Raw genomic sequence first — 14435 nt, 5'->3', positions numbered from 1 at the left:
ACGGAGAAAAATTATGAACCAAGCTACTACTACAGCAGCACCAATCTCGAGCACGGCTCGCTGGTTACGCTGGGCTAACTTGGCATTCATGTTGTACCTACTACTTTTAGCAGTATCAATGGTAGGCAGCGGTTTTAAATGGGCGACAGGTGATCAAGCCAAGGTTTTATTTGAATTCGCGTCTCACCCAGTAGCAGGTTTGATGATCGGTCTAGTGGCAACAGCACTTATCCAATCTTCAAGTACAGTTACTTCAATTATCGTGGGCCTTGTTGCCGGCGGTCTTCCGGTCGAAACAGCCATCCCTATGGTGATGGGTGCAAACATCGGTACAACAGTAACCAATACTCTGGTATCTCTTGGTCACGTGCGTTGCAAAGAAGAGTTTAAACGCGCATTTGCAAGTGCAACGATCCATGACTTCTTTAACCTTCTTGCGGTAATCATCTTCCTACCTCTAGAAATGATGTTTGGCATCCTTGATAAGATCTCACACTGGCTAGTCTCTCCATTCCTAGCAACAGGTGACATGAGCATCAAAGGACTTAACTTCATTAAGCCAATTACTAAACCTGTCGTTAGCGCTGTAAAAGAGCCGCTATCAACATTTGGCGACCAAGTCGGTGGTGTACTGCTTATCGTTTTGGGTATCGCGACAATCTTCGTTGCGATTACAGTGATGGGCAAACTGATGAAGAGCCTAATGGTTGGTCGTGCTCGCGAGATTCTAAAGAATGCGATCGGTCGTGGTCCAATTCACGGTATCGTGTCAGGTTCAATCGTTACTGTGCTGGTTCAGTCATCTTCAACGACAACAAGTTTGATGGTACCACTGGTCGGCTCAGGTGTTCTAAAAGTACGTGATGTTTACCCATTCACTCTAGGTGCAAACATCGGTACATGTATTACAGCACTTCTAGCTGCGACAGCGGTATCAGGTGAGTTTGCAGTGTTCGCATTACAAATTGCACTTGTTCACCTAGTGTTTAACATCATGGCAACGGTATTCATCTTCGGTATTCCGTTCCTACGCGAACTACCAGTGAAAGGCGCAGACTTCATCTCTGATATGGCAGTGAAGAACAAAGCAGTTGTCGCGGGTTACCTTCTAGCAGTCTTCGTTGTACTGCCAGGAACAATCCTAGCGCTAACCACTTAAGTAAGCGTCACCGATTCCCTTTAGAGCCCACGAAATATCGTGGGCTTTTTTGTTCCTGATGTTTTAAATTAGAAACTTAAAGGGGTAGAGGGACAAAACGACTTAGGCAAGAGGAGTTTTATGTGGGCGAGCTAAATAGTACCCTTGAAAAAAATCGACATCACAAGACTGACAATGGGACAACATTGCTTGATTCTCTATTCCTTCCGCGATAATCAAGGAACGGGTCGAGCGGCCAAGACTTATCGCCTGTTCGATACCATGGCATCCGCTCTCCACAGCATTCACAACTAAACTTCTGTCCAACTTCAAAAAGCTCGGCTGCACTATTTTTACTCTGTGTTCTGTAGAGCTCTTTACACCGAAGTCGTCAACCGCTACTCGAATATTCACACTCTCTAACGCCTTTACCCCGCTCACCGCCAGTTGATAATCGTGACTTTGAAGTTCTATCAACTCATAAATGATCTGTTCTGGTTTTAGCTGTAATGCATCCAACTTCTGCAACAAACTCTCGATGGCAAAAGAATCATTAGAGATCAGCTCAAATACAACAGGAGCAACGTTAATAAAAATACACTTAGATCGGTAAATAGAGCGCGCGAAGTTAATCACGTGAATGGCTGCGCACATATAGGTGCTGTAGAGCAACGCGTCATCATCTTGCTCAAGCGATTTAAAGTAGTGATCCGTCCGGACAAGGTCGCCGTTGTTGTCATAGATACGAGCCAACGCCTCTACACCAAAAATCTCCATGCTGCGGTCGTAAATCGGCTGAAAAAAACTGTGAAACATCAGCCCATTGTGTTGAATATAGGCGCACCCAAATTCATCCCATTGAATCTGCTTGGCGACGGTATCTCTCAGCTTTCGATAATCACATTCCATCAATCACACAACCTTATACAACACAGCATGTTAATTTTTTGAGTCATGTTAACATACAAATTACTCAGCAATGGACGGATAACCTTGTCGCATTATTGATAACATGCTGCTTTATAAGAGAAATGAGACGTAGCGAGGAAAAAAGGGGCAAGCGGTTGGGGGGGGGGGGATAAAAAATGGCTTGGTCGTATGATCATAACAACCAAGCCACTGATTCACTTCGTAAGTCAATTAAACAGAAAACGGATATTTAATTGCATCATGATGTTCGTAGCCTTCGACCCAAAAATCATCCAATGTTACCCAGGTTTCCAGATCTTCAAGAGACTTAATATTTGGGTTGATGTGGAAGGTCGGCGCTTTTAGTGGCTCGCGCTTAAGCTGCACATCACGCATCAACTCAAGCTGGTCTTCATAAATATGAGCGTTGACGATTTTATGGTAGGCCTGTCCCGGTTTTTTCCCCGTAATCTGGGCCATGATCGCCAGAAACACATACACTTGAACCATATTAAAGTTGAGGCCAAGAGGTACATCACAAGAGCGCTGCGTGCTGTTGAGGTGTAAGGTATCACCAAGTAACGAGAAATGATGGCTGTACATACACGGGCGTAAGCAGCCCATATGGAACTCACCAGGGTTGTAGAAGTTTAGGATCTCACCACGGTCATCAACACCACGAGTGAGGTCGTCGACAATCTTGCGTAATTGGTCAATATGGCCACCATCAGGCTTAGCCCAAGCACGCCCTTGTACGCCGTAAACACGCCCCATATCATCCTCACCTTTGCGGTACGGATTATTTAACCATGCTTCATTCAGGTTCGCATTTGCATCCCAAGTTTTGGTTCCAAGCTTACGGAAGTCTTCCGCGTTATCATAACCTCGGATATAACCTAGTAGCTCGGCAACCGCTGCTTTCCAAAAGCTCTTGCGCGTGGTGACGAGGGGAAACTGGTTGTTGGCAACATCATAGGTTAAGTCAGCGTTGATGACGGTCAAACAGCGTTTACCGGTACGCTCATTTTCAATCCACTCACCATGTTCGACAATTCGCTGACAGAGTTCTAAATACTGTTTCACACCAATTCCTTACTTCGTTTGTTGCGGGAGTTCGTCTTTGTAATAGCCGCGTTTATACGCCCAAGCGACCAGAAGGCCACCAATGATCACCATCGGCAACGATAGAATTTGTCCCATAGAGATAAAACCACCGAACAAACCTAAATGCGCATCAGGCTCACGAACGTATTCAACGAGGAAACGGAATGTACCATATCCCGCCAAAAATAGCCCTGAAACAGCGCCCAGTGGACGAGGCTTTTTAATAAACCAGTTCAAGATGAAGAATAGAACGATCCCTTCTAGGAACATTTCATAGAGCTGTGAAGGGTGACGCGGCAATGGACCACCATTCGGGAAGACAAACGCCCAAGGGACATCGGTTACACGCCCCCAAAGCTCACTGTTCATGAAGTTACCAAGTCGACCCATACCAAGGCCAAATGGCACTAACGGTGCAATAAAGTCTGCAACGCCAAAGAAAGTTCGACCGTTTTTCTTGGCGTACCAGAACATCGCGGTGATCACACCTAACAATCCACCGTGAAATGACATGCCTCCCGTCCATACTTTGAACAAGTAAAGCGGGTCTTGTAGAAATAGGTCAAAGTTGTAGAACAATACATACCCTACTCGACCACCAACAACGACGCCTAAAAAGCCCGCAAACAACAAATCTGACACTTGCTCACGTGTCCAACCGCTACCAGGTTTATCCGCTCGGCGATTCGCAAGCCAAAGCGCAAAAGCAAAACCAACGAGGTACATGAGTCCGTACCAACGAATAGATAAAGGACCAATAGAGACCAATACAGGATCTATATTAGGAAATTCAAGATATCCCTGAGACATAGGATTATTACTCTTAGATGTTCAAAATTACGATAGGTATAGATGAGAGTGCATCACAGTAACATAGTTCCTGCGACAAAGATTAAAAATAGGGCAAAGATTTTCTTCAACCGCACCGTCGGCATACTCGAGGCAAGGCGAGCGCCAAATCGAGTCGTTAACATAGAGGTCGCGGTGATGCCAACTAATGCCGGCAAATAGACATAACCTAAACTGTAGGCTGGAAGTACCTCTGCTTTATAACCATGAAGAATAAACCCCAACATTCCAGATAAGGCTATAAAACATCCGCAAACCGAGGAAGATCCCACTGCTTTGCGCATCTCAATGCCATGACGATTCAAAAACGGAACCGACAATGAGCCACCTCCAATCCCAGCAAGACTCGAGACCATGCCGATCCCCGCGCCGATCGCCATCGTCACACTGCTGTTTGGCATGGAGCGTTGAGTTTTCCCCCGAATTGAGAACAGCATTTGGATGGATAGGCACAGCACAATGACACCAAACACCTTAGGTAAATACTGCGAAGGAACCCATTCCGCCACGTTGGCCCCTAGAAAACCGCCGATGACAACTCCCGGCATTAGCCACTTAACGACAAACATGTCCACGTTGCCCAGCTTAAAGTGGTTATATGCCGACGATCCCGATGTGACAATGATTGACGCCAGAGAGGTTGCCAGCGCCATCTGCATCGCAATGTTCGCGTCAATGCCCGCCATGGGTAAGAGGAACATCAAAGCTGGTACCACAATCAGCCCGCCGCCGATCCCCAATAGACCAGCCATGATGCCAACCACACTGCCTAAAAGCAGCAATAGGGCAAAAAACTCGATATTTACCATGATTTCTATCGTTTACCTGCACGGATAAAGCCCGCAAAGCCTTTATCTTCAAAGAAAGTTTGCATCATATTATAAATATCATTGCCATAAGGTTGCATCAGAGCTTTGTCAGCAAGTTGCTTCAGCTCTTGGCTGTCAGTATGCCGCAATAAGTATTTTACTTTCGCCACATTGGAGGTGTTCATGCTTAAGCTTCGATAACCTAACCCGACCATTAACAGCGCCCCAATCGGATCGCCCGCTAGCTCCCCACAGATACAAACAGGCAGCTTGAGCTGTTGGCACATCTGCTGAATGTGATTGAGCGCCATCACCACCGCGGGATGCATCGATTCGTACACATCCGATACACGTGCATTATTTCGATCAACCGCCAACAAATACTGCGTTAAGTCGTTGGTACCAATGGAAACAAAGTCCACTTTTTCGGCAATCAGAGGCAACAGATAGATCATCGAAGGCACTTCAATCATCACGCCAATGTCGGGCATTTGGATTCGAGAATCGAGCTCAACAACCTCTCGATAGGCACGCTCGATCAGGTCAATAGCATCATCTAGTTCCTGTGCTCCAGACACCATTGGCAACAAGATACTCAGGTTTTGGCTATTTGCACTTGCCTTCATCATGGCACGGATTTGCATGAGGAAAATGTCTGGATGATCCAGTGTAAAACGAATACCACGCCACCCCAAAAATGGATTGTCCTCTTCAATAGGAAGGTAAGGAAGCGCTTTGTCTCCGCCCACATCGAGGGTGCGCATCACCACCCGCTTATCCGGATAGGTATTGAGTACCGCTTGATATTGTTGAGTTTGTTCTTCTTCTGATGGAAAACGATGCTGGAGCAAAAAGGAAATTTCCGTTCGATATAACCCGACCCCATCAACCCCTTGGTTAACAGCGATATTGGCATCTGCGCTTAAACCAGCATTAAGCATAACCTCAATTCGCTGACCGTCTCGAGTACACGCAGGCTCTAAGATTCGCTGATTGACCATGGTCGCGAGCTCTCGCTCTTCATTGACCAGCGACGTGTAGGCTCGGAGTAACTGACGGCTCGGCGAGACTAATATCTTACCGCTGTAGCCATCTACGACCCCTTGTTTGCCATTGATGTTCTTTAAATTGACGTTTGCCCCCATCACGGCGGGGATCCCGAGCGCACGGGAGAGAATCGCAGCGTGTGAGTTGGCTGCACCTTCAATCGACACCACGGCCAACAACATATCTTTGGGAATAGAGGCTAGAATTGTCGCCGTAAGCTCTCTGACGACTAAAATCACTGGTTTTTCTAAAGCTGGTTGCTCTTTTTCAGTGTTATGAAGGAAGTAAAGTAGTCGTTGGCCTAACTCTCGAATATCTTGAGCTCGCTCTCTCAGGTAGACATCTGACATTCGAGCGAATCGATTCGAATAGCTCTCAACCACTTGACGTAATGCCCAGTCAGCACGATCGCCTTTTTGAATTTGCGCTTTAAGATCTTTACGCAACATCGGATCATTGAGTAAATGCGTAAACAAGTCAAAAATGGCCAGCGCATCTTTGTTGATCTCACTATCGAGCTTCTTGCGCATACGCCGAAAGTCACTCAATGCCGCTTCAACCGCCAATAGTAAGATTTCCTGCTCGCGTTCGATGTCTAGTGTTGAGGCAGGGTACACATCCGTGAGCTCTGGTTGAGTATCGTCTAGCCAAAACTCTCCAATCGCCACACCACTCGACGCAGGGACCCCTTTCATCGCAAGCTGTTTCTTTTCTAAACGCCATTGACCTTGCGTTTGAGCATGCGCGATGATCACCGCAAGCTGCGCCGCTAAGGTGACTAAAAAAGACTCTTCCATCTCGTCAAACTGGCGGGGCGTCTTTTGCTGAACGACCAAGACCCCTAACACCTGTTTGCGGTGGATAATCGGCGTACCAAGAAAGCTGTGGTAAATTTCTTCACCTAGCTCAGAGAAGTATTTGAAGTTTGGATGCTTAGAAGCTTCTGCAATATTGAGAGGCTCAGCCGTGCGCTTTACCAGACCGACCAAGCCCTCATTAAATCCAATGCGAATTTTGTCGCCTTTGAAACGTAAACCTTGCGTCGCCATCAACTCAAGGCGCTGCATTTCTTCATTAGCGAGATAGATAGTACAACATTCGGTGCTCATGGCACTGCATGTCTGCTTAACCAAGATATCCAAAGCCTGATGTACATCTTCGACTTTGGAAACCTGTTCAACTATTTCCCTTAGTTGAGAAAGCATGTCTATCCTCTTCTATGTTTGCGCTTGTTCTTGCTTCTACGCTCTTTAAACGGCATTGCCATGGAGGCAAACTCTTTCATCGCTCGGCGATACACATCGCGCTTGAAAGAAACGACTTGTCGTACAGGATACCAATAACTCACCCAACGCCAACCATCGAATTCAGGGGAACTGCCGCGCAGCATATTGATTCGTGACTCATCACAATCTAAACGCAGCAGAAACCATTTCTGTTTTTGACCGATACAAACAGGTTTGGAATCCCAGCGAACCAGTCGTTTGGGTAACTTATATCTTAACCAATGACGACTTGTTGCTACGATTTTTACATCCTTCTTCGTTAGACCAACCTCTTCATAGAGCTCGCGGTACATCGCTTGCTCAGGGGTTTCACCTTCATCAATTCCCCCTTGAGGAAACTGCCAAGAGTGTTGTCCGTATCGTTTAGCCCAGAAGACCTGACCATGGTTGTTACAAATTACAATTCCCACATTTAAGCGGTAACCATCGCCATCTATCACTGGCCAACCTCTAATAAAATCTTTAATTACAGTGATTTTTCCACATATCCCCAATTGGAGCAAACTTACTAGTGTGACTAAGGCGGAAAATATCGCTCACCAAACACAACATGAATAACTTTTGAGCAGAACACCTCTTATGCACAATACAATGAGACATAGACCACATTTATTCACCTTTTCTGTGTATAACTATGTGAAAAATCCACATCAAAGTGATCATTTTATCGACAACAAGGCCACTTAAGCACAAACCCCCTACTGAACCCCAAAAACAAAATAATTAAAATCAATAACTTAAACATCAAACCTACAGATAATAAGCCAACCTACTCTAGTAATGTTCAGCAAATACCAGATCGGTCAAAGATCCACCACCAATAGTTTTATCCACACTCCACATTGGCAAATGCAAGTTTTAAGGGAAACTGCAAGCAAATAATCACTCTAAAACCCCTGTTTATTCATACACATCCAAGAAAACGGCAACAGGATCCCCTTCTTCCTGTGGATAACTACTTGATAGACGATCTTTCACGCGAAATGATCAAACTTCGCACAGCCAAGCACAGCCAACCCGGTGCGCTTCCGTTACAATAAAGACAGAATTATTGAACAGCGAATAGTATGAAACCAGAACCACAATCCGAATCTGAACTGTTAGAGCGCGCATGGAGTGTTGCCGGACTTTCATTTGCAGAGCTTGCCCAAGAAGCCGAAATGACGGTTCCACCTGATTTACGTCGAGATAAAGGATGGGTTGGACAACTACTCGAATGGCACCTAGGCGCTACGGCAGGCAGTAAACCTCAGCAGGACTTTGAAAAGCTGGGTATTGAGCTTAAAACCATCCCCATTAGCTACACAGGCAAACCGCTAGAGACCACCTTTGTTTGTGTCGCTCCACTTGTTGGCATACATGGGCTGAGTTGGGAAAACAGCCATGTCCGGAACAAACTGTCTCGAGTCCTGTGGGTACCCGTTGAAGGTGAGCGAGAAATCCCACTGGCAGAAAGACGTGTCGGCTCCCCTCTTATCTGGTCACCGACTCAAGAAGAAGAGCTTCAGCTGAAAACTGATTGGGAAGAGCTGATGGACCTCATCGTCACAGGCCATGTTGAACAAATCACCGCAAGGCATGGTGAAGTCCTACAACTGCGGCCAAAAGCGGCCAATGGAAGAGCACTGACCGAAGCGTATGGCGCCAGCGGAAGAATCATCAAGACACGCCCAAGAGGGTTCTATCTGCGAACCCAGTTCACGGCTGCGCTTCTAGAAAGCAACTACGCTTAGTGTGTGACTAGTGACAACTCTATATCGTGATATAACGGACCATCAGTCGATCCACACTCATCGTAAGCGTTGTGCAAGCGCAAATAAGCACGCTCAACCCCCAGACGAGTTAATTCCTCTTTGACTCGCTCTAACGATTCAAAGTGAATCGGCTCGTCATTGACCTTTAGTGGCTCCAACTTGTGCTTATACTCTACTGCTAACAAATATTGAGAAAGGTCCGAGCAACTGATCACAAACACTTTTGGCGGCTGATAAGAATCTTTGTGGTAACCATGTATCCACTTATCTAACTGAGTCATGTTCATAATTCACCTCCATTATTCATATTAGCCAAAGCCAATAATTTTGCGAAATTGTTAACAACGCCAATTCCTTCCCACAACGGAATCCCCTATATTGGATGGATAAAAATAATGAAACTGAGGAAGGCCCATGCAATACAACAAGTTACCTCACTCAACGTTAGAAGTGAGTCAAATATGTCTTGGCACAATGACGTTTGGGGTGCAGAACTCTGAGCAAGATGCATTTCGTCAGCTCGATTTTGCACTTGAAAGAGGTGTGAACTTTATCGACACCGCAGAGATGTACCCAGTACCTCCAAGCCCACAGACTCAAGGTGCGACAGAACAACATATCGGAAATTGGCTAAAGCACTCAGGCAAAAGAGAAAAAGTTGTCTTGGCGACCAAAGTAGCAGGGCCAAGAAACATGCCGCACATTCGCGACAATATGAAGCTAGACAGGCGCAACATCCACCTCGCAATCGATGATAGCTTACGCAGGCTACAAACTGACTATGTCGATCTTTATCAAATTCATTGGCCCCAGCGCCAAACGAACTGCTTTGGTCAACTAAACTACCCTTATCCAACAGAGCAAGAAGAAGTCACATTAGTTGAGACGCTGGAAGCGTTGGCTGAGCTGATTAAAGCGGGCAAAGTTCGCTATATCGGCGTGTCTAACGAAACACCTTGGGGCGTGATGACGTTACTGAGATTAGCCGAAAAGCATGAGCTACCAAGAATTGTCTCGATTCAGAACCCATACAACTTACTTAATCGTAGCTTTGAAGTAGGACTATCGGAGATTAGTCACTATGAAGGCGTTCAGCTACTCGCATATTCACCGCTTGCCTTTGGTACATTGAGTGGCAAGTACTTGGACGGTCAACGCCCTGAAGGCGCTCGATGCTCGCTATTCGAACGTTTTGTCCGCTACTTCACACCACAAGGAATTGAAGCTACAGCCGCTTATGTTAACTTGGCTCGAGAACATGGATTAGATCCCGCTCAAATGGCACTCGCCTTTGTGAATCAACGTCCTTTTGTCGCATCCAACATTATCGGAGCAACAACCATCGAGCAGCTAGAATCGAATATAAACAGTCTTGATGTCGTACTGACAGATGAGTTGCTTCAGGGGCTGCAAGAGATTGGGACGACATACTCCAATCCTTGCCCATAATTGCCAGCTACTTAGGTAGCTGGCTAAGATATCTTTGGGCTGGCGAAGCAAGCCAGCCCAATAGATTACGTAGGTATTCGCGCACTTAGAACACGACGAAGGTGACGAACGCGGCGTTCTGCTGTAACACTTTCAGGTTCACGAAGGCCAACAGGACGACCATCTTTCTCTAAACCAATGTCTCGCAACAAGTGTGCATTTTCCCACGGAATATCAAAGCTACTGCGTCTAACTCGACGCTTCCACTCTCGCTCTTCACGACGTAGATCAGCTTTTACCAACACTGTGGCTAATTTTAGGTATACAGAATGACTCATGAGTTTTCTCCAGTTGAGTTGTAGCTGGGGAAAAGTCAACGAATCCAAAAAAATGTTGGATGTACTCTAATTCGCTGCTTTCCCGCAGCCAATTAAAGATAATTTGGATACGGACTAATTACATTTTGGGTGTATCTTTGCGATCGTTTGAGGCTTTTCGAGCATGATCAGCCGCAGATGCAAATGCACCGAGTTCGAAAGACGCACAGTTCATTTGGGTAACATTGAAATGTTTCATGGTGCGCCTCCTAGCTATGTATTAATCCGATAAAGTGAAGTGGGTATGAGCTCTAGCTCATGGTTAAATTCTAAACATCATGATTATTAATTCAACTAATTTATAACCAAAAGTTTTAATTAAAACTTTTCAGCTATAAACACTATGTGAACAGCCATCATTTGAAATATTAATCGTGTCGATAACATAATGACGGTGGATAATTTTACTGCTTTAACAAAAAAGCCGCACTTAAACGCGCGGCTTTAATTTATAAAACAATCAGTTATACAGTGGCATCACTGATCAGATTGTGTTTGTTTAACAAACGGTACATCGTTGCACGCGATACACCTAGCTCTTTAGCAGCCATCGAGACTTGGCCTGAATGAGATTCTAACACCAGCAATAATGCATCCCGCTCACTGCGCTCACGGATACTCTTCAGGCTGCGTTTGCCATCACTACGTTTAGGCAAATCGAGGTGCTGATCGTCAAGCATTACCGTATCAGACATCAACACAACACGTTTGATCTGGTTCATCAGTTCACGAACATTACCTGGCCAATGGTAACGAGTTAAAGCGCGTGCTGCATCTTCAGTAAAACTGCGTGCTTGCGCGTTGTACTCTTTTGAGTACTCCTGCAGGAAGTGACGTGCCAAAATAGCGATGTCTCCTGCTCGCTCTTTCAAGCTCGGAACATTAATACGCAGCACATTGATATAGTGGTACAGCTCTTCATTGAAGTCACCATCAATGAGGGCTTTTTCGATATCCGCTGAGTTAGCAGCAAGAATACGAACATCCACCTCTTGGCGACCATTCACCGTATCAACGGTGCCTTCTTGTAAAAAGCGAAGCAAATTGACCTGCTGAGACTTAGGAAGCGTCAAAATATCATTGAGTAGGATGGTGCCACCGTCTGCTTTTTCTAAAATAGAGGGCTCCGCAGGGTCTTCACGGTTGATACCAAACAGATCACTTTCAATACGACGCTCTGACATCGCACGACAGTTCACAGAGATAAACTCTTTGTTCACTCGAGAAGACGTTTTGTGAACCGCGCGAGCCACCGTTTCCTTGCCAGTACCACTTTCACCGTAAATAAGAATGCTGACGTCTGTTGGACCAATTCGTTTAATTTGGTCTCTTAATCGCTTCATCGGAATCGAGTCACCGATGAGCCCCATATCACTGTTGTTGCCGTAATGTGGCCATACTTTCTTCTCTAATTTGAGCATTCCCAACTGATGGCCAATTGTGCTTAGCAACTGCGCATCAGGAATCGGAGCGGTAAAGAAGTCGATACAGAAGTTAACGATAAACTGGCAAATCGTATCGGAGCTCAGCTGGGATTCACGGATAAATGCTAACCAACGAACCTGTTTGTGATTGCTTACAAGGTTGGCAATGCCATTGAGACTAAACTCATCGTGACTGAGGTCTACGATACCAATACACGGCCCTGTTTCAGCGAACAACGCATCTGCTTTACGCAAGTCTGCGCATTGTGTACATCTCCAACCAACTTGTTCTAATACTGAAAGCCATGGTTCGTAGGTACCTCCAACGACAATAAGAGACCCAGGAACGGAATCCATTCGGAACTGACTACCCATACGGCTTAATCCTTATTATTGATAACACCAATGCAGTGCCATAGAAGGCACATCAATTTAGATGGTTACATTATAGAGACTCAGGCAGAGAATCTGTCTCACTAATAAGACTATAGGTTGGTTAGCGTTTTTTCCACCCGTTGTGGGAGTGATTTCAAAGAATATATTCGTGTTACATGGGGAAACGGCATCTATTTATATCAACACAAGTACGATATAAATGAATCAGACTTTGCTTTTATTTAACTCTAAACGATTAATAAGAGGTCATTTTTTCGTTTTTCGCTGAATCAGCAACACAATGAACCGTCTTATTTTGGAGACAAGACAATAAAAAAGTCACCCGAAGGTGACTTTTCTTGGTAAACGTTTTGCTTACATTACGCTTGTGGACGCATCGCTGGGAATAGGATTACGTCACGGATTGTGTGCGTGTTTGTGAACAACATCGCTAGACGGTCGATACCGATACCTTGACCCGCTGTTGGCGGTAGGCCGTGCTCTAGTGCTGTGATGTAATCTGCATCGTAGTACATTGCTTCATCATCACCGGCGTCTTTCGCGTCAACCTGCGCTTTAAAGCGTGCATCTTGGTCTTCTGCATCGTTTAGCTCTGAGAAGCCGTTTGCTACTTCACGACCACCGATAAAGAACTCAAAACGGTCAGTGAAGAATGGGTTGTCATCGCTACGACGCGCTAGTGGCGAGATATCCGCTGGGTAGCCAGTGATGAACGTTGGTTGGATTAGCTGAGGCTCAGCCGTTTCACCAAAGATCTCTTCAAGAAGCTGACCGCATGTCCAGAAAGACTCCACTTCAATATGCACAGACTTCGCAATCGCAACCATCTTTTCACGGTCAGTAAGATCCGCTTCTGTTAGTGCTTGGATTTCAGCGTGGTCTGGGTTGTAGTGTTTGATCGCTTCAAACATGCTCATGCGAGCGTACTTACCACCAAACTCAACCGTCTCTTCACCGTAAGGCATAGACGTTGAACCTAGAACGTCCATCGCTACTGTGCTTAGCATCTCTTCAGTCAGATCCATTAGGTCTTTGTAGTCAGCGTACGCTTGGTAGAATTCCATCATGGTGAATTCAGGGTTGTGACGTGGAGAAAGACCTTCGTTACGGAAGTTACGGTTGATCTCGAATACACGGTCAAATCCACCTACCACTAGACGCTTCAGGTAAAGCTCTGGTGCAACACGTAGGTACATGTCGATGTCTAGTGCATTGTGGTGAGTGATGAATGGACGAGCCGTTGCACCACCTGGGATCACGTGCATCATTGGCGTTTCAACTTCTAGGTAGCCTTTTGAGCTCATGAAGTTACGGATAGCCGATACAAGCTTAGAACGGATGATAAACGCTTGACGAGAGTCTTCGTTGACGATTAGGTCAACGTAACGCTGACGGTAACGCATTTCTTGGTCAGTCAGACCGTGGAACTTCTCTGGAAGTGGACGAAGTGCTTTCGTTAGCAGCTCGTAAGACTCCATGTTCACGTAAAGGTCGCCCTTACCTGACTTGTGAAGCGCGCCTTTCACACCGATGATGTCACCGATATCTAGGCCTTGGTATTTCTCTTTAAGCTCTTTTTGCACATCTTTTGCAGCGTATGCTTGGATGCGGCCAGATGTTTCTTGAATCGCTAGGAATGGACCACGTTTCGCCATTACACGACCAGCGATTGCTACTACGTGGTTTAGCTCTTCAAGCTCTTCTTTAGTCTTATCACCGAACTCCGCTTGCAAGTCACCTGCTAGGTGCTCACGACGGAAATCATTTGGGTGGCCATTTGCTTTGCACGACTGGCGGATATGGTCCAGCTTAGCGCGACGCTCAGCAATCAGCTTATTCTCTTCTTGTGTGTTTTCGTTTTGAACAGCATCAGTCATTTTCGATGTATCCTGTTTCTTAAGTGTCGGTGAAAAG

Annotated in this window: 13 protein-coding genes; 3 read left to right on the top strand and 10 right to left on the bottom strand. The window is 45.8% G+C overall.

What is annotated here, in order from left to right; translation table 11 throughout:
* Positions 1-13: 13 nt before the first annotated feature.
* Complete coding sequence (locus ACUALS_RS02865; RefSeq protein ID WP_038137494.1) at positions 14-1159, top strand: Na/Pi symporter; 1146 nt, start codon at positions 14-16, stop codon at positions 1157-1159.
* A gap of 102 nt (positions 1160-1261) precedes the next feature.
* Here the strand turns inward: ACUALS_RS02865 and ACUALS_RS02860 are convergent, their stop codons facing one another.
* From ACUALS_RS02860 to rppH, 6 genes are all read right to left on the bottom strand, one after another.
* Entirely contained in the window at positions 1262-2047 is a 786-nt protein-coding gene (locus ACUALS_RS02860; protein ID WP_039477887.1) for an EAL domain-containing protein, read from the bottom strand.
* Positions 2048-2278: 231 nt separating this feature from the next.
* Positions 2279-3130, bottom strand: coding sequence for a thymidylate synthase (locus ACUALS_RS02855; RefSeq protein ID WP_454448812.1), 852 nt, complete (start codon positions 3128-3130; stop codon positions 2279-2281).
* Positions 3131-3139: 9 nt separating this feature from the next.
* A complete protein-coding gene (lgt, locus tag ACUALS_RS02850; protein ID WP_038137498.1) occupies positions 3140-3961 on the bottom strand; it encodes a prolipoprotein diacylglyceryl transferase in 822 nt (273 codons plus the stop codon).
* A 53-nt stretch (positions 3962-4014) separates the two neighbouring features.
* The gene (locus ACUALS_RS02845) at positions 4015-4809 is read right to left on the bottom strand and encodes a sulfite exporter TauE/SafE family protein (RefSeq protein WP_005476959.1); all 795 of its coding nucleotides are present in this window, start codon (positions 4807-4809) and stop codon (positions 4015-4017) included.
* Between the two features lie 5 nt (positions 4810-4814).
* Complete coding sequence (ptsP, locus tag ACUALS_RS02840; protein ID WP_038137501.1) at positions 4815-7061, bottom strand: phosphoenolpyruvate--protein phosphotransferase; 2247 nt, start codon at positions 7059-7061, stop codon at positions 4815-4817.
* A 2-nt stretch (positions 7062-7063) separates the two neighbouring features.
* Positions 7064-7582: an RNA pyrophosphohydrolase gene (gene rppH / locus ACUALS_RS02835; RefSeq protein ID WP_005476957.1), complete on the bottom strand. Its 519-nt coding sequence runs from the start codon at positions 7580-7582 to the stop codon at positions 7064-7066.
* Positions 7583-8209: 627 nt separating this feature from the next.
* Here rppH and mutH point away from each other — a divergent pair.
* A complete protein-coding gene (gene mutH, locus ACUALS_RS02830; protein WP_454448811.1) occupies positions 8210-8875 on the top strand; it encodes a DNA mismatch repair endonuclease MutH in 666 nt (221 codons plus the stop codon).
* Here the strand turns inward: mutH and ACUALS_RS02825 are convergent.
* The gene (locus ACUALS_RS02825) at positions 8872-9183 is read right to left on the bottom strand and encodes a DUF6482 family protein (protein WP_038191253.1); all 312 of its coding nucleotides are present in this window, start codon (positions 9181-9183) and stop codon (positions 8872-8874) included. The two genes, mutH and ACUALS_RS02825, sit on opposite strands and share 4 nt — an antisense overlap.
* A gap of 127 nt (positions 9184-9310) precedes the next feature.
* Between ACUALS_RS02825 and ACUALS_RS02820 the strand changes: the two genes are divergently transcribed.
* Positions 9311-10345, top strand: coding sequence for an NADP(H)-dependent aldo-keto reductase (locus ACUALS_RS02820; protein ID WP_038214643.1), 1035 nt, complete (start codon positions 9311-9313; stop codon positions 10343-10345).
* A 65-nt stretch (positions 10346-10410) separates the two neighbouring features.
* On the opposite strand, the gene ACUALS_RS02815 is transcribed toward ACUALS_RS02820, so the two are convergent.
* From ACUALS_RS02815 to lysS, 3 genes are all read right to left on the bottom strand, one after another.
* Positions 10411-10662: a hypothetical protein gene (locus tag ACUALS_RS02815; RefSeq protein ID WP_038137511.1), complete on the bottom strand. Its 252-nt coding sequence runs from the start codon at positions 10660-10662 to the stop codon at positions 10411-10413.
* A 503-nt stretch (positions 10663-11165) separates the two neighbouring features.
* Positions 11166-12500 (bottom strand): cyclic-di-GMP-binding transcriptional regulator VpsR, encoded by a 1335-nt coding sequence (vpsR, locus tag ACUALS_RS02810; protein WP_038137515.1) that lies wholly within the window; start codon positions 12498-12500, stop codon positions 11166-11168.
* Between the two features lie 380 nt (positions 12501-12880).
* A complete protein-coding gene (gene lysS / locus ACUALS_RS02805) occupies positions 12881-14398 on the bottom strand; it encodes a lysine--tRNA ligase (protein ID WP_454448810.1) in 1518 nt (505 codons plus the stop codon).
* Between the last annotated feature and the right edge of the window lie 37 nt (positions 14399-14435).

Source organism: Vibrio sp. NH-7 (assembly GCF_053643215.1).
The sequence above is the reverse complement of the archived record's forward strand: the minus strand, read 5'-3'. Positions and strand labels throughout refer to the sequence as shown.